Source organism: Quyinboa sediminis (assembly GCF_042219855.1).
Classification (GTDB): domain Bacteria; phylum Bacteroidota; class Bacteroidia; order Bacteroidales; family UBA5342; genus JBHJHP01.
This window is the reverse complement of sequence record NZ_JBHJHP010000006.1, coordinates 165,886-188,159: the sequence shown is the minus strand read 5'-3', so window position 1 is coordinate 188,159 and position 22,274 is coordinate 165,886. Positions and strand designations below refer to the sequence as shown.

16 protein-coding genes are annotated in these 22,274 nt (G+C 39.4%); 8 read left to right on the top strand and 8 right to left on the bottom strand.

Features of this window, described 5'->3' with window-relative positions; genetic code table 11:
- Positions 1-147 precede the first annotated feature (147 nt).
- Complete coding sequence (locus tag ACE1EF_RS15160) at positions 148-1,077, top strand: magnesium transporter CorA family protein (protein ID WP_375721526.1); 930 nt, start codon at positions 148-150, stop codon at positions 1,075-1,077.
- 119 nt (positions 1,078-1,196) lie between these two features.
- On the opposite strand, the gene ACE1EF_RS15155 is transcribed toward ACE1EF_RS15160, so the two are convergent.
- The 3 genes from ACE1EF_RS15155 to ACE1EF_RS15145 all read right to left on the bottom strand — a co-directional run bounded on the left by ACE1EF_RS15155 (position 1,197) and on the right by ACE1EF_RS15145 (position 3,305).
- The gene (locus ACE1EF_RS15155; RefSeq protein WP_375721525.1) at positions 1,197-1,343 is read right to left on the bottom strand and encodes a lmo0937 family membrane protein; all 147 of its coding nucleotides are present in this window, start codon (positions 1,341-1,343) and stop codon (positions 1,197-1,199) included.
- Positions 1,344-1,528: 185 nt separating this feature from the next.
- On the bottom strand, positions 1,529-3,082 hold the full coding sequence (locus tag ACE1EF_RS15150) for an AsmA family protein (RefSeq protein WP_375721524.1): 1,554 nt from the start codon (positions 3,080-3,082) through the stop codon (positions 1,529-1,531).
- Between the two features lie 19 nt (positions 3,083-3,101).
- The gene (locus ACE1EF_RS15145; RefSeq protein WP_375721523.1) at positions 3,102-3,305 is read right to left on the bottom strand and encodes a transglycosylase; all 204 of its coding nucleotides are present in this window, start codon (positions 3,303-3,305) and stop codon (positions 3,102-3,104) included.
- Positions 3,306-3,564: 259 nt separating this feature from the next.
- Between ACE1EF_RS15145 and ACE1EF_RS15140 the strand changes: the two genes are divergently transcribed.
- Positions 3,565-3,855, top strand: a complete 291-nt coding sequence (locus tag ACE1EF_RS15140) for a hypothetical protein (protein ID WP_375721522.1) — start codon at positions 3,565-3,567, stop codon at positions 3,853-3,855.
- On the opposite strand, the gene ACE1EF_RS15135 is transcribed toward ACE1EF_RS15140, so the two are convergent.
- Entirely contained in the window at positions 3,856-4,791 is a 936-nt protein-coding gene (locus ACE1EF_RS15135) for a YihY/virulence factor BrkB family protein (protein ID WP_375721521.1), read from the bottom strand. It lies immediately after the preceding gene.
- A 408-nt stretch (positions 4,792-5,199) separates the two neighbouring features.
- Here ACE1EF_RS15135 and ACE1EF_RS15130 point away from each other — a divergent pair, with 408 nt between their 5' ends.
- The 6 genes from ACE1EF_RS15130 (at position 5,200) to ACE1EF_RS15105 (ending at position 15,034) form a co-directional block, all read left to right on the top strand.
- Positions 5,200-5,571, top strand: a complete 372-nt coding sequence (locus tag ACE1EF_RS15130; protein ID WP_375721520.1) for a BlaI/MecI/CopY family transcriptional regulator — start codon at positions 5,200-5,202, stop codon at positions 5,569-5,571.
- On the top strand, positions 5,568-7,139 hold the full coding sequence (locus ACE1EF_RS15125; protein WP_375721519.1) for a M56 family metallopeptidase: 1,572 nt from the start codon (positions 5,568-5,570) through the stop codon (positions 7,137-7,139). The genes ACE1EF_RS15130 and ACE1EF_RS15125 overlap by 4 nt, the downstream gene beginning before the upstream one ends.
- 136 nt (positions 7,140-7,275) lie before the next feature.
- Positions 7,276-7,896 (top strand): MarC family protein, encoded by a 621-nt coding sequence (locus tag ACE1EF_RS15120; RefSeq protein ID WP_375721518.1) that lies wholly within the window; start codon positions 7,276-7,278, stop codon positions 7,894-7,896.
- Between the two features lie 214 nt (positions 7,897-8,110).
- Positions 8,111-9,253, top strand: a complete 1,143-nt coding sequence (locus ACE1EF_RS15115) for a C45 family autoproteolytic acyltransferase/hydrolase (protein WP_375721517.1) — start codon at positions 8,111-8,113, stop codon at positions 9,251-9,253.
- A gap of 122 nt (positions 9,254-9,375) precedes the next feature.
- Positions 9,376-10,386 (top strand): YeeE/YedE thiosulfate transporter family protein, encoded by a 1,011-nt coding sequence (locus ACE1EF_RS15110; RefSeq protein ID WP_375721516.1) that lies wholly within the window; start codon positions 9,376-9,378, stop codon positions 10,384-10,386.
- A 181-nt stretch (positions 10,387-10,567) separates the two neighbouring features.
- Complete coding sequence (locus ACE1EF_RS15105) at positions 10,568-15,034, top strand: lamin tail domain-containing protein (RefSeq protein ID WP_375721515.1); 4,467 nt, start codon at positions 10,568-10,570, stop codon at positions 15,032-15,034.
- Positions 15,035-15,383: 349 nt separating this feature from the next.
- On the opposite strand, the gene rpiA is transcribed toward ACE1EF_RS15105, so the two are convergent.
- From rpiA to ACE1EF_RS15085, 4 genes are all read right to left on the bottom strand, one after another.
- Positions 15,384-16,112, bottom strand: a complete 729-nt coding sequence (gene rpiA / locus ACE1EF_RS15100) for a ribose-5-phosphate isomerase RpiA (protein WP_375721514.1) — start codon at positions 16,110-16,112, stop codon at positions 15,384-15,386.
- A 117-nt stretch (positions 16,113-16,229) separates the two neighbouring features.
- Positions 16,230-16,490 (bottom strand): zinc ribbon domain-containing protein, encoded by a 261-nt coding sequence (locus ACE1EF_RS15095; protein WP_375721513.1) that lies wholly within the window; start codon positions 16,488-16,490, stop codon positions 16,230-16,232.
- A gap of 41 nt (positions 16,491-16,531) precedes the next feature.
- Complete coding sequence (locus ACE1EF_RS15090) at positions 16,532-17,548, bottom strand: pectinesterase family protein (protein ID WP_375721512.1); 1,017 nt, start codon at positions 17,546-17,548, stop codon at positions 16,532-16,534.
- Between the two features lie 175 nt (positions 17,549-17,723).
- Complete coding sequence (locus ACE1EF_RS15085; RefSeq protein ID WP_375721511.1) at positions 17,724-22,244, bottom strand: T9SS type A sorting domain-containing protein; 4,521 nt, start codon at positions 22,242-22,244, stop codon at positions 17,724-17,726.
- Positions 22,245-22,274: the final 30 nt, after the last annotated feature.

The following is a 22,274-nucleotide window of genomic DNA, read 5'->3' as shown; positions in this document are numbered from 1 at the left end:
TTCCAAAAAATAAGGCATACATTTGCACCCGAATTTTAAAAACACTATCACATGGACGAAGGCCCGTATCATAGTCAGTTTATTAATTAACCAATCTGTAAGGGCACTTCAGGTTTCCTTGCAGATTTCATGTAAGGAGGCATAATCATGATTAAAATCTTCAAAACATTTGGCGGATACAACGAGATCTCCAAAGTAGAAAAAGGTTGCTGGATTAATGTAACCAAACCAACGAATGAAGAAATTCAAAAAATTACATCTGAATTCAGATTACCGGCGGATTTACAAAACGACATTCTGGATGCTGACGAACGACCACGTGTTGAGTTCGAAGAAGACTGGACACTGATCATTTTACGTATTCCGGTAGAACAAACCAACAATGGTGTGCCGTTTTACACGGTTCCGCTGGCCATTTTCATAACCGATGATTTTACACTCACGATCTGCCTCCAGGATAATGATGTACTACCCATTGGTCAACCCTCTCCTTTCAGGGAACAGTACAGCCAGATAACGGACAATATCAATTTTATTCTGCGCCTGTTTCTCCGTTCAGGTAACCTGTATCTGAAGTATCTGAAACAGATTAACCAGATGACCTCAGCCATTGAACAGGATCTTGAAAAATCAATTAAAAACAGGGAACTGAATAAGTTATTGAAGATGGAGAAATGCCTGGTCTATTTCATCACATCCATTAAAGCAAATGAAATAGTACTGGCCAAACTCCGTACTTCGAAAAAAATAACCTCAGAAATCAATGAAGATTTACTGGAAGATGCCATTATTGAAAATAAACAGGCACTTGAGATGGCTCAGATTTACAGTGATATTCAGAGCGGAATGATGGATGCCTTTGCCTCGGTAATTTCCAATAACCTGAACGTGGTAATGAAACAACTCACATTGATTTCCATCATTTTAATGATCCCGACATTAATAGCAAGTATTTTCGGGATGAACGTTCCAAACGGGATGGAAGAAAGCTTCTGGGCTCTTCCTGCTATTATTTCAGGCTCACTGATTTTATCCATTCTGGGTGTTTTGATATTCAGAAAACGACAGTGGTTCTGATCAGGAAAAAAGAACCTGAAAATCACATACCATTCCATGTATTGATTCTCAGGTTCTGACAACAAGCAAACGGATTGTAGTTTGTGTTGTATATATATTGGTTTTTGAATGTTACAGGGCTATTTTCCCCTGATAATTGATATAAGGAGAGATATAACGGCAAGAACAAGTAATATGTGGATCAGTCCTCCGACAGAATAAACAAAGAATCCGAATATCCAACCGACAACAAGGACTACTGCTATTAAATAAAGTATTGATCTCATAATTATTTGTTTTAAACGTTAATATGCTATTCTAATAATCTGCTGTTCAAGTCAACATATATTGTATATAACAAAACCATGCCAACAACAACAGCTCCCGCTAAGACCTGATTATCTGCGTCTTACAAAATACACATATGTTCATGCTGTAGAAAAATGCACCACTTGTGTTGAATTTTCCCGACTTATTGAGGCAGGTTTAAGGTACTTTTCATCCCGCTGATTACAGATCCTGCCCAGAAATTGAATATGGATCTTTTCTTATTGCGTTCTGCATGAATTTCGCCCTTGTTAAACGACTCATCCCTTTTTTGATTCTCATCAGCAAGAACCAGGTCCGGTATCCTGAATGTATGCAATAATCGGGTAAGGATGTTTTCTCTTCGTGATATTTTGATATCAAATCCGTGATATTGAAAATTCATCTCACCAATTGAAACATCAGAATTATAGGTGAAACTAAGACGTAATGTATCAATTTTACCTCCCTCGATTGTAACCGGCGTCTGATATTCCAGGATCCGGTTAAAGGTGGTCATATCCATGTTATGCAGATATCCCTTGCATTGGTTTTCCGCATTAACCGCGATGTTCGGAAACTGAATATCCGCGTATAAAACAGCATCATCCATAAGTGAAGCCTGCGCCAGAATTCGTGTAGGACCATTTATCGTTGAATCTATATTACTGAAGTTTTCGAATTCAGCCTGCAGATTGTGGAAGGTTATGCAACCTGCAGTATCCCTTCCTTCGTGCAATTCGTAATAATCAATGTCAACATTTCTGATCCGGAAACTGTCAAAACAGATTTTGTACGGGAGTTCAGCGAATAAACTGGCAGGGAGTTCCTTATCGGGCCTGTCTCCCAGCGGATACCGTTTGTCTTTGGCAATCAACAGATCACCGTTAGCCATAGTTGCCGTCCTTACAAAAAGGGTTGAATCTTTAAAAAAATGCAGGGTATTAAGTCCGGTCATTTCAATATCAAGATGCTTCAGATCATACCAGTCCGACTCATTTCCTGTCTCCGGCCCCATTTCGTAACGGCCGAAAAGCGATTGAAAAGCCATATTTCTAATAGTAAAAAGCTGACTTTTGGTATCGAAACGAAAAGTATCAAGTGCAAGTCTGAATTTACCATCAGGGAACACATAAGCTGCATCCTGTAGTCCTGCATAAAATGCATCAAAACCAAATGATTTCACATCATACCGGGTAGCTGAGGGATTCCTGTCCAGATGGTCAATTTTCACGTCCAGTCCGGCAGAAAAAACAGTATCCCCGCTCACAGAATCAGAATAAATAATATGTGAGCCGGAAATACTGAGTGCTTTTATATGCTTAAGTTTATATTTGTTTGAGTCTGATCCGGATTCCCTGAATAGTTTCTTCAGATCATGTCCTGTTACAATTTTCGCACCACTTATTTTCACCGATCCAAGTTCTACTTCATTCCTTAAAAGCAACGGAAGCACCTTTATACCTTGAATAACAAGTTTATCTGCTGTCACAGAATTACCAAAATGTTGATCCTCTGCAAAAACATCATTAAGCGTTAGCCGTTTATCCAATAGACTTAAACGAACCCTGCCGGTATGGAATACCACAGCATCAGTTGAAACATTTTTAATTTTACGTTCAATATAGTGCTTTAGCACAAATGAACCGGAGATAATTAAAATGACCAGCACTATGCCTGTAATCAGAAAAGATTTAAAGACGGTTCGAAGTTTCATCATTAAAATTCAGGCGGCTTCCTTATGCAGTCTTTTTTCTGGCTGTCATAAAGAACCCTATTAATAACACGATACCACTGATTATAAGCGGTGTCCAGTTTGCGGAGCTCACCGCCACATCAACACCCAGTACATTCAGACTTTCTGAATCATTCAAAGCCTGAATACCAAACACTACTGTACCGATCAGTCCCAATACTAACAATACTATACCTGCTACTCTCATAATTATATTTTTAAAACGTTATATAGATCAGTAATACAATATCGTGCCACCCAACAGCATTTATCCTCCCAAAGGTTGTCTGATCCTTTAATAAAAGCCGATTCAGAGAAAAATCAGTTTTAACGGGAAATTATCTGAACAGTCCACAATCTGTGCAACAAATCCCCAAATCATCTCTTTTTCCACATTTGTAAAAGCACATTCCGGTTTGGTCCTGATATTGCAGGATAAACAGCAAAAACCAGTTAAATCATTAAGAATGCCGGAAAAACATATTAGAATCAACCGACTCAACAAAAGATACATTTTAGGGAGCATCATCCTGCTGGCAGGCATAGTCTTTATGTTTATTCCTTTTATTCCACTGGGATATATTCTTCTGGCGGTCGGATGCTTTTTGCTGTATCCGGCTGTTCCTCCACTTAAAAAATTATTAGACTATCTGAAAAGAAAAGATAATTCAGATCGAATAGAAAAAGCTCAGAAAAAGACAAATGAATTTCTGGGAAAAATGGAGAATAATACGAACCGTGAAAAAAGAACGGAATAACTATTTCTTCTTGTCAGGATTCTCCTGCACAATTTCAAATCGCTCTGCATAATGTACCGGTTTATTGCTGTGCCTGTAGTATTTTGCATGCTGACAGGACAGTTCCACACCAAAATAAAAGATCAGCGAAACATAATATACCCACATTAACAGGATAATTATTGATCCGGCAGCACCATAAATCGCTCCCATATCAGAACGTCCTATCAGGAAACCGATGGCAAATTTTCCCAGGATAAAAAACAAACTCGTAAACACTGCGGCAAACCAACCTGAAGACCATTTGACCTGCACATCCGGCAGATAACGAAAAATCAGGGCAAATATTGAGGTTATGATTCCAAAAGACAATACATAGTTCAGCAGCTGAGCCAGAATTACAAACTTTTCTGTGAAATAGGTGGACAGGAAATCCTTTAGAAACGAAATGGCGACATCAATCAACAGGGAAGCCAGCAAAACAAATCCGAGACTTAATATGATGCCAAATGAGAAAAACCGCGTTTTTAAAATATTCAGCAGGTTCATTTTAAAACTTGATTTTACCCTCACACGCCAGATATAGTTCATCGTGTCCTGTAAAATACTGAACAAGGTAGTAGCAAAAAACAGAAAGAAGGCGATACCGACAATTGAACCCAGTGTCGTGTTTTCTGTAATTTCATAATTATTAATCGCTTCCTTTAATAATTCGCTGCTTCTGTCTCCCAACAGTGAATTAATCTCATTAAACAACTTGTTCCTGATGACTGCATCGTCAACAAATATACCGAATACCGCTATGATGAGTATCAGCATAGGGACGATAGAAAATATAGCAAAATAAGCAGTTGTTCCGGCATGTATCATCGGCCGGTTTGAACCAAAATCGGAAAATGAATTTTTCAGGATTTTCCAGCTGTTTTTTAACGTATGGATGGCTTTGTTATCTTTCATGTCTTAACTCTTCATCAGGTAAATCTGACACAGTCAGACTTAAAATAATCAAGAATCGTGCTTCACTTCAATGAAACTGATCATATTGATCCTACTGAAAACCTCAGACACTATTAAGATACTGTAATCATGAAGGTTACACTATAAGCAGTACAGAAATATGTATCATACTGATAAATGAAACGGCCTGTGAAAGTGTAGAAGATATCCGCATTTTCCACACCAATTGCTTGAAAGTATATACTTATTTTGGTCAACAATCCCGATACTTCGAAAATAAAACAAAATACACTGTATTGTTTTTCAGGATGTTAACTTATTATTACTATACAGAATAGTTATTTAACTACATTTTATAGTTTGCAAACTAGATTATTTAGTTATATTTGTGATATAAATTGTTTGATTATGAAAAAGCTGACGCAAAAAGAAGAAGAAATCATGAATTTCTACTGGACAAAAGGACCGATGTTCGTGAAAGAACTGGTAGAACTTTATGCAGATCAGAAGTTACATTATAATACGCTGTCCACCATGGTTCGGGCATTGGAAGAAAAGGGTTACCTGGATCATGAACAATTTGGAAATACTTACCGGTACTTTCCGGCAATAACTCAGGAAGAATACCGTACAAAAACACTGAGCACTGTGGTAAAAAAGTACTTCAACAATTCGTATCAGAATGTGGTATCGCAATTCGTTGAGGACCAAAACATCTCAGTGAAGGAACTTAAGAAAATCATCAGGAAAATAGAAAACAGCATAAAGGAAACGAAATGACACCATTTCTGACATATCTGCTGAAATCAACTTTGAGCCTGGCTGTTTTTTACCTGGTTTACAAAGGTTTTATGAGCCGGATGAAAACCCATCATCTGAACCGCTTCGTTTTAATCGGTGTCATGCTGAGCTCAGCGATTATGCCTCTTCTGAACTTTTCCCTGATACCGGAACAACACAAAGTTGCCCCCATCCAACTACTACAGGAAATTTTTAAGCCGGTTGCTACGAATTCCGCTTCAAATCATATATCGACTACAGAAACCATTGCCGGTTCAGGAACAATCGGATTCACAGGCATAATTCAATTCATATATATCCTGGGAATAAGCTTCCTGATTGTAAAGCTACTTACAGCAATGTTCATGGTCGTTCGCTTAATCCGTAAAGCAGAGCACATCACCTGGAATAATATCATGGTTGCCATTGTAACAGAGTTGGTTCAACCCTTTACTTTTATGAACCGGATCGTGATGAACAAAACAGATTACGATAACAACAGGGATATCATTCTGGAGCATGAAAAAGCACATATTCAATTTAACCATGCAACAGATTTGTTCGTTCTGGAGCTGTTTACCCTGTTCCACTGGTTCAACCCGATTATGTGGCTTTTAAGGCGTGATCTGAAACTGATTCACGAATACCAGGCCGATGAGGCCGTCATTAATACAGGCATCGATGCACAAACATACCAACTGTTGGTCCTTGAGAAAGCCGTGGGTGAAAGACGTTTTGCCCTGGCAAATCAATTTATTCAAAAACCAATTTTAAAACGATTTAAAATGATTCAAAAAACGCATAAACCACGGTGGGCCGGACTCAAACTACTATTGTTTGTGCCCCTGACAGCCCTGATGCTCCAGGCATTCTCACGACCCAAAGCAATAACCAGCATTGCTTCTGCAGTACCACTTTTTTCTGTTCAGGACAGTACGCAGCAATGGCTAAGCTTATGGACGCTTACAAATTTCAATAAAGTAAGGGAAAACATTCATGTAAAACAGGTTCATATTCCAACTGCAGAGGAAGCGAAAAACGGCATGCCGATTCCTGAGGCTGAACCAAATCTTCCACCAATGAAAGAAAAAAATGTCTTGAGCATCTTAATTAACAGACAGAATGAATTTATGGTTGAAAATGAAAGATCAAATCTGGAAGGTGCTATAAACAGTGTTGAAAATTTCATTAATGGAAATCCTGCACTGAAAAGTCAGCATCTCAGTCCGGAATATTCTGAAAAGAAAATTGGAAACCTGGGAATGCAGAAGATACCTAAAGGCGTCATCAGCATACAGTTTGACATGGCAACAGACAAGGACGTATTGGATGATCTGCTCAGAGGCATAGGTGAAAAATACCTTGCATTGAGACAAAACAAAGCAGAACAATTGTTTCAAAATGATTATTTTAAGCTAACTATTGAGCAAAGAAAGATCATTAATGAAATCGTACCGGTCAGGATTTCCTTTGCAAGTCCCAAAGCAGTAGCACCACCTCCTCCCCCGCCACCACCTAAAATACGTGTGGTTCCACCGCCACCGCCGCCACCAAAAAAACTGAAATAACAACAGCACGGACAAGCACATTAATGACTTGTCCGTTTCATTTATAAACCCATAAACACTTATTAAATCTTAAAAAAAGAGTCACATCATTCCGGCTTTTAGTAATTTTGGTACAGAATAAAAAAACCGCAAAGCGATGAGCGATAATTATCTGACGTTTTCACTTTCTGTCTTCACCGGATTTTTTGCCATAATGAATCCCATTGCCAACACACCAATCTTTTTAGGACTTGTAGGCGACAGCAGTGATGCCGTAAAAAAACGCATTGCCAAAAGAGCCACTATTACGGCATTTGTAATTGTAAGCGCATTTGTTATTCTTGGAAAGTATATTTTTGAGTTATTTGGCATCACCATACCTGCATTTAAAATGACCGGTGGCATCCTGATATTTTATATCGGTTTTGAAATGTTGCTTTCTCAGAAATCAAAAGTCCACACACAGGAACACATTGAAGTGGATGATGGTGTTGCCATTTCACCACTGGCTATACCAATTCTTGCCGGTCCGGGAACCATCGTTTCGGCTATGAATAATGTCACCAATGCGAATTTTTTACACATCGGTATTGTACTTGCCATATTTGCACTGATGGTTTTTCTTACCTATCTCGCTTTTGCCTTAAGTGAAAAAATAGTAGACAGACTGGGACATAACCTTATCGCTGTTATGGGCAAATTAATGGGTCTGATCCTGGCCATTATAGGCGCAGGCATGACCATTGATGGCATTAAACTGGCTTTTAATATCGGATAACAGGAAATAAAATACTTTCTCCGGAACTTTAATTTTCATATCAGTTTCCCCTGTGAAGACCAGGGAAGGTTCCTCATACCCTGTATCGCTAAAACCTTATAGTAACTACAAAAAGATCAAGGAATAATCCGACACGTAAATTCTTTCCTTTTAAAATTTCCTTATTTCAAATTTATCACCTAATTTTCAGCTATCTGCTTTGGAACAAATCAGGATGAACAGAAAGCTACGCCATATAATAACCTTAATCGGTATTGTTTTTCTTGTTTCGGGGTGTAAACTTTATACAGCCTATACCGATGTTATGCACAGCCATCTTGAGGCATCAGCAGCAGCTCATCAGGGTGAACCACGGCTGGAGATTCAAAACAACATTCCGGTATTACACCTTTATGGCACTCCGGCCGAGATGGGATCCCAGTACGGATCAATACTCAAAACACAACTTTCATCGGTCGTTTTTATGGTAGAAAAAGTATTCCCTAAACGTATGATCAGGAAATACCTTGCATTTGCCGATCAGGCAGAACCTTCACTGCCTCCCGGTTATAAAGCATTCCTCAAAGCGATGGCCGAAAGTTCAGATATTGAATACAAAAAACTTCTGGCCATGAATATCGTACCTAAAACGTCCTGCTCGGTGCTGGCGGTCTGGGATAAAGCTACGCCTGACGGGAACCTGCTGATGGGCCGGAATGCCGATTACAATCTGAAAAAGATCAATAAAGCACTTGGGATCATTATTGTAAAACATCCTGATAAAGGATACGCCACCGTTGCTTCCTCTTTTATAGGGCTGGTTGGATCATTAACCGGGATAAATGAAAAAGGCGTTTGCTTTGGTAATATGCTGGTGGATAACAGCAAAAAGGATTCAACAAGGACGGATGGCCTACCGATCCATCTTTGGATGCAAATTGGAAGTGAAAAATCTGCCACGGCCCGTGAAATGGTTAGTTTCCTGACACAGCAAAAACAAATGATCCCAATCAATGTGATGTGTGCCGATACTTCGGAAGCCATCATTGCAGAGCTTGGTCTAAATAAATATGCGGTACGTGAGGGCAGCAAAGGCGTTCTGGCTTCATCAAACTATTTTTATACTGCGGGCATGTATTCTGAACCCGAAACAGATGTGCGCTTTGCAAATCTGATGCTCAATGCACGTGACCACTACGGAGATTTTAATCTCACATATTTACAGCATGCAATGTATACTGCACGCGTCCCCAATAAGAACCTGCAGTGTGTCCTTTTTGAACCATCCAAAATGCTGATGCATGTCAGCATGAATAAAGTGCCGGCATCCAAAGGTCCGTTTTTCAGTGTCGATGTCAGAAAATTGCTTGCAGAATAATACCACAAGCAACTTTTAGCCACTTAGTTTGTTATACTATTCCCTGATAACCTGATATTTTTTTGAGTGCAGAGCTTAATCTGATACTGTTGATTTATACGGAATCACTTAAATTATATATCATGTTTTTGTTAATACTCACTTTAGGAATACTTTTTGGCGCTGTGTTACAATATGCCAGGTTAAACAGGTATAATACAATCAGCGGTTTAGCGGTCCTCTCAGATTTAACGGTTGCCAAAGCTCTGGCCCTGGCGGTGGGAATTGGTGTCATACTGCTGAACATAGAAATCGCCCTCGGACTGGCAACATATCATGTCAAGCCATTTATTGCAGTAGGCATTATTGCCGGTGGTTTCATCTTTGGATCAGGGATGGCTATATTAGGGTATTGTCCCGGAACCATGGCTGTTTCACTTGGCGAAGGATCACTGGATGCACTTACAGGCATTACCGGTGGACTGGCTGGAGGTTATGTCTTTAGCATCCTCTTCCCGCACATACAGACTTTTCTTGGCCCTGATCTGGGTAAAATATCTCTGGATTCACTGATAGAAAACCGCATAGTCTTCTTTATTTTCACCTTGCTTATCGGATTAATGCTGATCCTTCTCGCTTTCAGAATGCATAAAATGGATAACAAGAGTGACAACAAATGGGTTGTTTCAGGTATTGCCCTTGCAGTACTTAACCTCTTCGTTTTTTCTTCAGCACTTACCAACAGGCCTATCGGTGCTTCTACAAGCTATCCTTACCTGGCCGATATACTGACAGGATCAACCTCAAACACTTACTTCACTAATATTGAAACACCAGGTCACTGGGAACTGATCTTTCTATCAGGTGCTTTTCTTGCCGGCCTCATCTTTTCATTAATTAAAAAGGAGTTTCGCCTGACATTGATTCATGAAAACTGGCAGAAATACTATGGAACCAATAAACTTAAACGCATAATCTGGTCCTTTACAGGCGGGTTTATCCTGATTTTCGGTGCAAGAATGGCCGGTGGTTGTACCAGTGGACATATTCTATCCGGAGGCATGCAGCTGGCGCTGAGCAGTTTTGTTTTTGCAGGTTTTGTCTTTGCCGGATTACTTCTAACAGGAAAGCTGTTTTACAAAAAGCAGGCATAAATTCTGCCGTCAGAGATTGATATTCCGGGATGCCTATTATTTTTTAATTCTTAAAATTGTCTTAAAATAACGATCAAAATAACACGCCCAAAGGCCAGTTTTTAATAAATTTTAATACATTTGATCCGGTGTTTGCAATTTATCCTATCAAAAAGGTATTATTAATTTGGTCGGAAAGACAATGAAGTTCTTATTAAATAGTTTGATTTTACCGCTGCTTTTTTTTGCGGTTGAGATGGTCTCAGGACAGGTTGTTATCAATGAGTTTCTGGCTTCAAACACAGGCATTGTTACTGATCCTGATTATGACGAAAGTTCAGACTGGGTGGAATTATTCAACGAGGGAACAGCAGCAGTCGATTTAAGCGGATATTATCTCACCGACAATCTTTCCGATAAACGCAAGTGGCAAATCCCGGCAGGTACATCAATCCAGGGAAACGGTTATCTGATCATCTGGACAGACGGGTTTAATTCGGGCTTGCATACCAGCTTTAAACTATCTGCCTCCGGTGAGGAAATCGGACTGTACACACCTGACACCATAGCTGTGGACACTTTAATATTCGGCATTCAGGAGGTTAATATCTCCATGGGACGAACAACTGACGGAAGTAACACCTGGAGCTATTTTATCTCTCCCACGCCAGGTTCAGGCAACAGTACGGTAAGCTACGATGGCGTTGTTAAGAATAAACCGGGATTTGAACCGCTGGGTGGTATTTTTAACGGCCCTGTTTCGGTTACGGTCAGCAATACATTTGGAGGAGAGGTTCATTATACACTGGACGGATCTTTACCTACGGCAAGCTCTCCGGTTGTTGAAGGAACCATTGAAATAAATGAGACAAAGGTATTAAGAGCCCGGATCTTCAAACCAGATATGATTCCGGGTGAAGTCATTACGCACACCTATTTTATAGATCCTGCAATGGAGATAGGGAGTCTTCCTGTCGTATCTCTTGCAACAGATCCGGGAAATTTCTGGGATAGTGATACCGGAATCTATGTTCAGGATTTTAAACCGGAATGGGAAGTTCCGGTGAATGTGGAATTGTTTGAAAACGATGGTTCTGACCGTGCGGCCTTCAATCTTCAGGCGGGAACAAAAGTCAACGGCCTGTATTCCTGGCAGCTGCCTCAAAAAATGCTGGGTATATACTTCCGAAAGGAATATGGTAAAGGGAAGCTGGACTATCCCATGTTTTCTGATCGCGCCCGTCGTATATTTGATTCATTTGCACTCAGGGCATCGGGTAGCGACTGGTCATACACTTTGTTCAGAGATGCACTTTCTCAACACCTTATGAAACTGAACTCCAGCGTGGATGTTCAGGGCTATAAACCCTGTGTGGTCTATGTAAGCGGACAGTATATGGGGATTCACAATATCCGCTCGAAAGTGGATGAAGATTTTATTGTGGAAAACCACGACATCGGGCCAGCCGGCGTGGATATGGTTGAAAATGAAGATTATGCGGAAGCCGGCACGCTAGATCAGTATCAGGATTTCATGGCCTTATATAACAGGGATCTCACGGTTCAGGAAAACTATGATGCGGTTGTTGCCAGGATGGATCTGGATAATTTCACTGATTTTGTGATCACCGAAATCTATGTCCGCAACAGTTCCCTTGACCATAATGTGATGGCATGGAAACCAAGGGATGGTGGCATATGGAAATGGATCCTGGTTGATATGGACCGAGGCTTCTTTAATCCGTCATCCAGCATGATCAGCTATTTCGAAAATGAAGGTGCTACACCATTCACGAGTCTGATGAAAAATCAGGGCTATGTAAAATATTTTGGCCGGCGACTGGCAGACCAATTCTTTACCTCCTTCAACCAGGCCAGGGTTAACAGGATTATAGATGAATTTAAATCACGGATCAGTGATGAAGTACCTGACCATATTATCCGCTGGCAGGGTACAACATCCGATTATGGTGATCCCATTCCTTCATTTTCTTACTGGGAAAATGAGGTGGACGCACTGAAGGCTTTTGCAGCCGCCAGACCGGATGTGATACTGGCTGACCTTACGAACTATGGATTTCAGCCAAGTAGTCCCCTCACGGTTTCAGCCATTCCTGAGCATGCAGGCACCATTACCTTCAATGGTTTACGTATAGATGCTTCGCCAAACGTAGGAGCCTATCCTTTGGATGAACCCTTAACCCTGAAGGCAGAGGCCAAAAGCGGGTATACCTTTAAAGGCTGGATAAAGCCGGAAATGATACCGGTATTCGGTGCTGAACAGACATGGAAATATAACGATTCCGGCAACGATTTAGGATCAACATGGAAAGAAAAAGGTTTTGATGACCAGACATGGGCTTCCGGTCAGGCCGAACTGGGCTATGGAGACGGCGATGAAAATACTGAAGTTGCTTACACCGGAGGATCCGGTAATAAAAACATTACAACCTATTTCAGGAAAACATTTGAAATTACAGATAAAAACTCGGTTCAGCAACTCCGGATCAGCCTGAAATGTGATGATGGCGCCGTTGTATACATTAACGGAACAGAAGTGGCAAGGGAAAATATGCCTTCAGGAGCTATCGGCTACAACACAGAGGCACTTGTTGCTGTGGGTGGTGCATCGGAGGATGATTACAGCGTTTATATGGTGGAGAATGCCGTCCTGGTTGACGGTTCAAACACCATTGCAGTTGAGGTACATCAGAGCGCCCCAAACAGTAGTGATATCAGTTTTGACCTGAGCCTTGATGCTTATCAGGTGGATTATACGAATTTCTACTCTACATCCGGTGAAATCAATACTACCCAGACCGGAAATCTTAATCTGACTGCAGTTTTTGAACAGAACAGTCAGTGCATATTGCCTGCTGAAATTACAGGCGATCTGACTCTTTCAACAGATTGCTCTCCCTATCTTGTACCGGACGATGTAACAGTGGCTGAAGGAGCTATATTATCTATTGAACCTGGAGTTGAGCTTTGGATAGACGATGGCGTATCCATTACAATAAACGGCAGATTAAATGCAGAAGGCACCGAAACGGCACCGATCTACTTCACCAGTAATCCTGACAGCCCCGATCACAAATGGAGCATTTTACGATTTGTTGGAGCAGATACTTCACGCCTGAGTTATGTGGTCGTTGAAAATGCTTCAATCGGGAACCATTCTGTCCGGGAGGTGGCTGCAATATCGGCATTCAGTTCCATACTTATCATGGACCACATGACGCTTGAAAACAATTATGCCAATCCGATAGTTGCCCGCTATTCTGACATAACATTAACGAACAGCTCTCTCCACTCAGAAATTACAGGAGACCTGATAAATGTGAAATATGGAAAGGGTCATATCTCCAACAGTTCGTTCATGGGCAATGATATGCCAGATACCGATGCTATTGACTACGACGATGTAACTGACGGTGTAATCAGGAATTGTGTGATTCATAACTTCTTTGGATCAAACAGCGATGCCATAGATATTGGCGAACAGTGCAGGAATATCACCATTGATTCTGTTTTTGTATACAACATAACGGACAAAGGCGTTTCTGTGGGCCAGCAGTCCTCCGTAAAAATCAGCCAGTCTGTATTTGCAAATTGCACCCTTGGAGCAGGATTGAAGGATTCCAGCAATGTTACCATAGATCACTGCACCTATTACGGTGTTAATACTGCGGTTGCCAGTTACGAGAAAAATGTTGGGGATGCCGGTGGAAACGGAATTGTAACAAATTCTGTTTTATCCAATACCTACAATGAAACAATCCTGGTTGATGCATACTCCACACTGAAGGTGATGTACTCCAGTTCAGATAATGACACCTTACCGGAGGACAATCACAATTATTTTATGGATCCTATTCTTGGTGATCCCAATATCTTCGATCTGTCCCTTTCGCAGTATTCGCCCTGTTTTAATAAAGGGATGACTGGAAATATAGGTGCAGATGTGACCTTTACTCCGTCAGAAAATCAGCCCTACATCAGCAGGATTTTGTATAACTCTGATGCGGGTGCAAATGAAGTAGAATACCTGGCCATAAGTAATCCGGGACCGGACCCTATTGACGTTTCCGGTTACAGGATCAGTAAAGGGGTAACCTTCCATTTCCCTGAAAACTCAATAATTGGAAGTCACAGTGAACTGATTGTGACAAATGACAAAAGTCTGGACTTCTGGGCCGGTTATCCTAAAAAGCTTTATCAGTGGGAAAGCGGACGCCTTGCCAACGAGGGTGAGACGATCAGGCTTGTTTCTGCCACCGGCATAATTGCAGATCAGGTAAAATATAAAAACGGTGCACCATGGCCAGTCGTAACATCGGAACAGGGCATCGTTCTTGCATCGTCTAACCTTGATAACCATTTCGGAAAAAACTGGCATTCGTACAATAACAGCACATGGGTCGGATTGGAGAACAAGAGCATGAGTAGTGAGCAAGCAGTTTATCCGAACCCGACAAGCGGATTAATTACATTATCGGGATTGAGTAATGTACAGGTTGTGGAAGTGTATGCGGTAACCGGCAAACTGGTTAAAACAGCAGTTCTGAGTTCATCATCAAATCAGATTGATTTGAGCAGCTTACCGCAGGGAATTTACCTGGTTAAAGCAGGAATATTCCAGCAAAAAGTGATTAAAATGAATGAATAATTAAAAATGAAAAGTGAATAATTGATAATTCTTCATTGTTCACTATAACATTGTTCTTTAAATTATTTCTCGCAGATTAACGCAGATGTTTCCGCAGATTAATGCCGAAACTAATCGGGTCAATTTATACAGAGATCCTTCCAACATTGAACAGATCGAAACACGACCGGCTATATCGCAATTTAGGTCATAAAATTTCATGGTTTATAACACAGTCCTAAAGAGGCGGAAGTTTGTGAAGGGTAATAAAAAACTTCTGCGAATCTCAGCGTCATTTATCTGCGAAAATCAGCGTGAGCTTTTCCCTTCCACAAATCACACAGATTAATGCACGAAATATTCGTAATCCTTAATTCGTCATTCGTAATTCCGATGTATTGTTTTCAATCACCTTAGCACCATTATCTGTTCCTACAACAATGCGATTGCACATATTCAGGAAAAGGCCGGTCTCAAGAACGCCGGTCAGGTCTCTCAATTTATGATGGACATCTTCAATATTCATCGGCTTACCAAGATGAAGGTCTGCGATGTAGTTGCCGTTGTCAGTAACATAGGTATCACCTTCTTTGGTAAGTCTCAGCACCGGATTAAACCCGAATTCCTCCAGCCGCCGTAAATGTTGGGTATAACCATACGGTAAAATCTCCACCGGTAAAGGAAAATTACCTATAGCATCTACCAGCTTGCTTTCGTCCATGATCCAGATGATCTCTTTGGCCAGATTGGCCACTATTTTCTCACGGAACAGTGCTCCACCTCCACCTTTTATGGCATTAAACTGAGGATCTATTTCATCTACGCCATCAATAACCAGGTCAATACGTTCTACTTCTTCAACAGTTAAAAGTGGAATATTTAATTCTGTAGCCAGATTTTCTGTACTTTTAGATGTGGCAACTGCCTTTATCTTTAGACCCTGCGCAACCAGTTCGCCAACCCGTTGTATCATATAATAGGCAGTAGAACCGGTCCCCATTCCAAGGATCATACCGTCTTTGATGTATTCTGCTGCCTTTTCCCCGGCTATTTTCTTTTGAAGCATGTCTGTTCTCCTGAATAATAAAATGTTACGCAAAAATAACATTTTTCAGGCAATGTTTAACCTAAGCTTTAATGATCTCAAATATTGTGACATTTATTGACGGAATAGTGAAAAATCTCCCACTACTTTTTAACGTTCATTTCCCAACGTTTAATTTTTCCATCGTTCCATACGCTTTATGCCTCGCGTAAAGAGCCAGGCTGTAAATTTACCGTGACCTTGTTCCACCATTTTCTGACGACAGAATTCCTGAAACTCTTTCACACTCCCTTTAAATGTAAACTCACCGTTTTGATAACAATAACTACAGTATTTCAGATTCTTTGTGCCATCAGCATTGGTGCCACCTTTTTCAGGGTCTTTGCTCAAAGGCATTCCGCAACTTTGACACATTTTGTTTGGCTTTCCCATTTTGGAGTATTCTAATAAGTACAGTGATCCTTTAAACAAATTTACTTTTTAGAATAGGCAAGCACATCCCATAGAGACTTTACTTTGGCTTCCGGGTTCCATTTCCCGTTGAATGTCCATTGTGCAGTTATATCTTCTGGTCGGGGTGAGCCTTTTGCCTCGTCAAGGTTGTTTTTCATCCATTCAAAGTTTCCGCCTTCCCGTGTGACGTTGTACATATAAACCCGCTGACCCCACGGACATGGATCGAGCACTTTGTCGGTATATGCATAACCAATCGGATGGTCGATAATCTTATCGGTCATGGTGCAGTTGAGCAGGAAAAACTGTGCATCGTGATGGTAACGTCCAAGTGTAACCGGACTTTTAGAGTCGAAATGCGAATCAGTTATCACCAGTTTTTTATCATAATCGCCCCGCCCATCGTGCCAGATCAGCGCACGCCCGTCGCCGTAAAACGTACACCGCGTCGCATAACACCAACCACGGGGACATAGAAAATCCACCCCCGGACAACGCAGGTCAAGGTCGGCGTGGTAATACATTCCATTGCCTTCTGGTGCCCACAACGACAGGGCGTCATTACCATCAGCCCATACATTGCAGTTGATAACGATGGTACGGGTGGCACGTCCGAAGATGGCCATCTGATGTGCAGTGGTTTCCTCTACCGTACTGCCATAATTGTTGTAAACCGTTAAACCACTGATGATGCAGTCATCGGCACCCTCCTGCAACACAATCACGCCATTACCAACTGGTTTTCCTTTGTATTCCTTAATTGTACGCTTGCTGGCCAGTTCAGCGTAAACAATCCGGGTACTGTCGCGGTCCTCGCCAAGCAGCACAATGTTTGGTTTATCAATAATCACTTTCTCGTGGTAAATCCCGTTTTTTATCAATATCACGTACGGGTTCATTGGTGCATCCGGAGCAGATTCTATGGCAACCTGTATGCTTTCTCCGGGCGATACCATGGCCTGGTAACGCTGGGCATACGACATTCCAAAAAGGAGAAATGCACAACAAAAGATCAAACTGTAAACTATGCTTTTCATTCTGTGATTGTATTAATTCTAGTTATTGTTCCTGCAGAATTTTACTCTTAAAACTAAATAGTATGAAGTTTCATTTTAAAATTATCATTCAAAAATGAACGGGAGCTTTTCATTTTCAACTACTTAAAAGTAAACAAAATCAGTGAAGAATTTATAATGAAAAATGAATAATGCGTCAGTCTTTAACCATGCTTATAATCTTTTTCTGAAAATTTGAATCTTCTGACTTAATACTTAATACATAAATTCCATTGGGTTCATCTGATATATCTATGGAATGATTGTCTTCCCCTTCACTAATAATTCTCCGGTAAACTATATTCCCTGTCAGAGAATAAATTGACAATAATGCATCTTCTTTGAGAGACGTAAAGGATATGCTGAACTTCCCATTATTAGGATTTTCAAATACTAAAATATCATCTGAATAGTTTTTCTCAGTGTAGGTTGAATCAAATTCAAGATTCCATTCAAAACTATAAATGTCTACCCCGTGAAAGTCGGTAAAACTAAATATAAGGTAATAGGTATAAATATCCAGCAATGGATTAAGATCAATTTCATACTGATCGCCAATGTGTTCGTTATATTTGTTATAGGACAGGTTATCTATCCTCTTAAAATCCTCACAATCACCATAGTAGAGATAGATATTTAATGTTGCATCAATACTATCTGGTATCGTTCCAGATAAAATGTATTTTCCTGTTTTGTTTACCCTCAATTTATGATAGAAATTCTGTGCATCCAACAATAACGTGTTGGCTCCTATCTTTGCGAGCCTTGCATCAATACAATCAACACAGGTTTCGGGTACTACAGGAATAATACTCCAACTATCTGCTATACTTTGATCATGTTTCCATTTCACGAAATATTCGCTCAATGTATCTAATTCATAAACCGGCGCATATATATTAGAAGAAATAATATCCTTATTATAAATACTATATCCATTCGATGTGTATATCTCTACGCCAGAAACTGTAGATTCAGCATCTACTGATTTAAACCCGTAATAATTATTAGCTGTACGCCCTAATTTATACCATTCAATATTGTATATACCGTGTTCAGAAACAGATTCATTGGCATTCAAATCATTTATATCTCTTTCCTTTATAATATATTCAAATGTGTCCAAAGGATCACCACTGAGTTCAATTAAATAACCTTGTCCGACCCTAAGTAAAGCAATTATATTTGCCTTTGTGGAATCATCATAAATCTCAATTCCATTATCAGATTTCGAATCGGCATAACTTACATTAATGGTTCTCTTTTTATCAGTTTTCTTTGGCACAATTATATCGTAAACCTTATTCACAGAATCATTCTCAAATAAAAAGTATTGCGTTTTACCATTTGAAACAGTCCTGATATTTGCTCCGATTGACGCCTTTATGGGGATATCAGAATACTCCCCCTGATTTCTGAACAACAAATTCCAATTGTAAGATTGCCTCACTCCATCGCCACGAAAACAAATTTTATAAGAATTTCCTTTCAAACAACGCTGTTCCAAAACAATCTGATTTCCTACATAATAATTATTTGCACTTTTGAGTATGTTATTGTTATACGCACCGGGACAATCAGAATACAGTTCAATGCTCGTTTTGACTTGAGAATCCTGCTCAGTGGATACAACTAATTCACCATCTTCCGGAGCCGTATAAGTGTACCAAAGATCACCATAATCTGTATGTGTTGCAACATTATTACCTTCTATTGCCTGCTTACAATCCTCACATCTACCATGTGGACCAAACGGTGTTTCCGTCAAATTCCATGATATATTATCATCATAATAAGATACGTCCCAAAATAAAATATAGGTCATATCCTTATAAGCCTGAAATGTATAACTGGGATAATTATAATCACACGACTCTTTCGAAGTCCAGATGGCTTGGTTATTACATTCTTTATAAACCTGTAAATCAGAATGACTTCCATTCTTAAATTCACAGCACGAAATGGTAATTTCAGAATTCTCCTTGGCAGTATATGAAAACCACTTTCTAATATTATGGTCTGATAAGTTGAATCCTTCTTCTATTGCAATTGGATTGATGCAAGTCTCTCCCTCTGCATAAGGTAATTCTTTAAGAGTCCATACCATTTTTTGAGTTGGATCAGAACTCCATTTAACAAAATTAATATAGTATGTTGATCCTTTTTGGCAATCTATTGTATTGCTAAATTGTTTTTCACCGCAATTTTCTGACTTGTTGTATATAATGGTGCTATCAGAATAAATGGCAATCTCTGCCATATCATAATTTAAAGGTTCAAAATCACAATTATTAATATTGAGCTTACCGTTAATTTTAGCGGTATATTTAAACCATTTACTTCTGAAGCCTGAAAAATCACAGTGATTTATTCCTTCATAAGCATCCAGGGGATTTTCTTTATGATCACCTTTTTCAAAGGCATACTCCTCAATTTTCCAGGAATAAGCATCCGTAATATTATATTCTCTCCAAATGAGATACAGTGTATCATTTTTGTAACAATTCATTCTTATGTAGGATTGTTTACTTAAATAATCATCATTCCACCTCGAAGAATATTTCTGATTTACACTATCAACAACAACTAAATAAGTATCCTGATCTGTTAATTCATAACTTGATATTAGCACTTCGCCCGTTACACTTGGAACAAAGAAATAATACGACGGCATACTGTTTAATTTAGCTGAAGTATTTATGCCGCTTCTGGCTTCGAGAGCTTTTCTCACCTCATCACCAGGTTCAGTTGCCTGTTCCTTTATCTCCCATGTGACGGAATCCTCTGAGTCATTGTTGTAAAACCTTATATAAACAGGGATTCCTGCATTACATTTAATGGCAGCTCTATGTGATGTTAAATTATATGTTCCGTCAAATCTGGTGTTATCTAAATACTTATACACCTCAATTAGTGGCACGGAGTCTGGAAAATCCTGCATATCAACCACCACTTTAGCATTATTTTCGGGGATAAATTCATACCAGGTATCAGTTAATGTATTTGTGCTATAATTACCCTGAGTAATCAAAATAGGAAAATATTTCACCCCCTTCTCAACAGGTGTTTCAACAACATAAATTCTATAGTCATTAATAATATTATTCCCCCTTGATTGAATCAAAATAGTATCATTGGGTAAAAAGTACAAATCATTCCAAGTATCCAGTAATGAATCACAATTCTTATATAATGACACAGATATATTCCTTACTGAACCCGAATCGGAACTTACAACTTCAAGTTTACATCTGCTTTTAGTCACATATTGAAACCAAAACTCTGTATTCCCTGAAACAGATACTTGATTCTGTATTTCTATTGGAGAAAGGCAATCGTTGGGATTTTCCCTTAAATCCCACAAAAAATTAGTATCTGAACTGAGTATACTTTTCCCGATGTATATTAAATATGATTTGTTATTCTCCACTTCAAATTCCACTTTGCTTTCTCTTGATTGCGGATTATATGCCGTGCTTACAAGCGATGAATTACTTTCTTCTTCATATACCTGAATAATTGTGTTTTCATGAAAATACTCTGTCGTAATTTGAATGGTCATGCTTGAATCTGGCATGTAGCGATACCAAAGGCCACTTCCTGCTTGCATTTTAATGGTATGTACACCTTCCTTTATTGTAATGGGTACAAACCGTGTCTCTCCCTCATAAAAATTATGTTCCCTGGCGAAAAAATAGCTTTCATTACTTAATCTAAGCCTGAATACATATTCAACACCAGGTTCGTATCTAAACTTAAACTGGTTTTTATATGAAGTCACCTCTTCTACAATAACATCCACTATTTCATTTGTTTGTTTTTTTAAAACTGTCAATGAGGACCTGGTATTATTAGAAATCGGATCAATAATTAAATACCCGGAAGAATCACTTCTGTAATGATACCAATGGTCTCTAAAAGCATCATAGTCAATCGCTGTCGTATCATTTAATGTTAATTCTTCTGCCAGATAAAATATATTGCCACTGCCCGGTTCTTTTTTCCTAATTTCCAAATACTCATGCTTTGAAAGACTAATATTGTAGTTTTCTAACTTAAAATAGTAGACTTCTCCTTTAACGGTTGAAACTATGCACGAACTTTTAGCATTACTGTATAATTTAAAATATTGATCTGGTACTCCAAAATACATTCCAGCAATATCCCTACTGAATATCAACTCCAGCATTTCGAAGTCATTACTCGTATATTTATACCATCTGGTCGATCCAGGCGGAATTTCAATGTCTATATGGTTCTTCCCTATTTCTATCGCCGTTGTTACATGTTCTCCGACACCGATATTCTCTTCCTCCAATTTCCAGTTATAATCGCCTTTTGCATAAATGCCCCTCCAGCGAATTAAATAAGTAGAATCCTTTTCAGCAATAAACCGGATGCTGGACTGTGCATCACATGCATCATCGTTCTCCTCAATTGGATGATCTGAATTGATGTAATAAATTTCACAATATGTATCCTCGTCCGTTTCATCGCAACTGGATATTACCAAATAGGTAGGATGCTTTGGTGTATATTCAAACCAGCAATCATCAGAATTGATATGTTCTGAATAATTAAGACCTAAAACGGCTTTAATGGGAGTATTTCGCTTATTAGGTAAAACATTAAGGATGATGGATGTTAACAGAAGAAATATTAAAACAATCTTTTTCATATGGCAGGTTTTCTTCATTACAATATGCAT

Coding starts and splice junctions, on each gene's coding strand:
- ACE1EF_RS15145 (WP_375721523.1), bottom strand. CDS start 3,305: ATGAGAGTAGCAGGTATAGTATTGTTAGTATTGGGACTGATCGGTACA.
- ACE1EF_RS15160 (WP_375721526.1), top strand. CDS start 148: ATGATTAAAATCTTCAAAACATTTGGCGGATACAACGAGATCTCCAAA.
- ACE1EF_RS15155 (WP_375721525.1), bottom strand. CDS start 1,343: ATGAGATCAATACTTTATTTAATAGCAGTAGTCCTTGTTGTCGGTTGG.
- ACE1EF_RS15120 (WP_375721518.1), top strand. CDS start 7,276: ATGAGCGATAATTATCTGACGTTTTCACTTTCTGTCTTCACCGGATTT.
- ACE1EF_RS15095 (WP_375721513.1), bottom strand. CDS start 16,490: ATGGGAAAGCCAAACAAAATGTGTCAAAGTTGCGGAATGCCTTTGAGC.
- ACE1EF_RS15085 (WP_375721511.1), bottom strand. CDS start 22,244: ATGAAAAAGATTGTTTTAATATTTCTTCTGTTAACATCCATCATCCTT.
- ACE1EF_RS15115 (WP_375721517.1), top strand. CDS start 8,111: ATGAACAGAAAGCTACGCCATATAATAACCTTAATCGGTATTGTTTTT.
- ACE1EF_RS15140 (WP_375721522.1), top strand. CDS start 3,565: ATGCCGGAAAAACATATTAGAATCAACCGACTCAACAAAAGATACATT.
- ACE1EF_RS15135 (WP_375721521.1), bottom strand. CDS start 4,791: ATGAAAGATAACAAAGCCATCCATACGTTAAAAAACAGCTGGAAAATC.
- ACE1EF_RS15105 (WP_375721515.1), top strand. CDS start 10,568: ATGAAGTTCTTATTAAATAGTTTGATTTTACCGCTGCTTTTTTTTGCG.
- ACE1EF_RS15090 (WP_375721512.1), bottom strand. CDS start 17,548: ATGAAAAGCATAGTTTACAGTTTGATCTTTTGTTGTGCATTTCTCCTT.
- ACE1EF_RS15130 (WP_375721520.1), top strand. CDS start 5,200: ATGAAAAAGCTGACGCAAAAAGAAGAAGAAATCATGAATTTCTACTGG.
- ACE1EF_RS15110 (WP_375721516.1), top strand. CDS start 9,376: ATGTTTTTGTTAATACTCACTTTAGGAATACTTTTTGGCGCTGTGTTA.
- ACE1EF_RS15150 (WP_375721524.1), bottom strand. CDS start 3,082: ATGATGAAACTTCGAACCGTCTTTAAATCTTTTCTGATTACAGGCATA.
- ACE1EF_RS15125 (WP_375721519.1), top strand. CDS start 5,568: ATGACACCATTTCTGACATATCTGCTGAAATCAACTTTGAGCCTGGCT.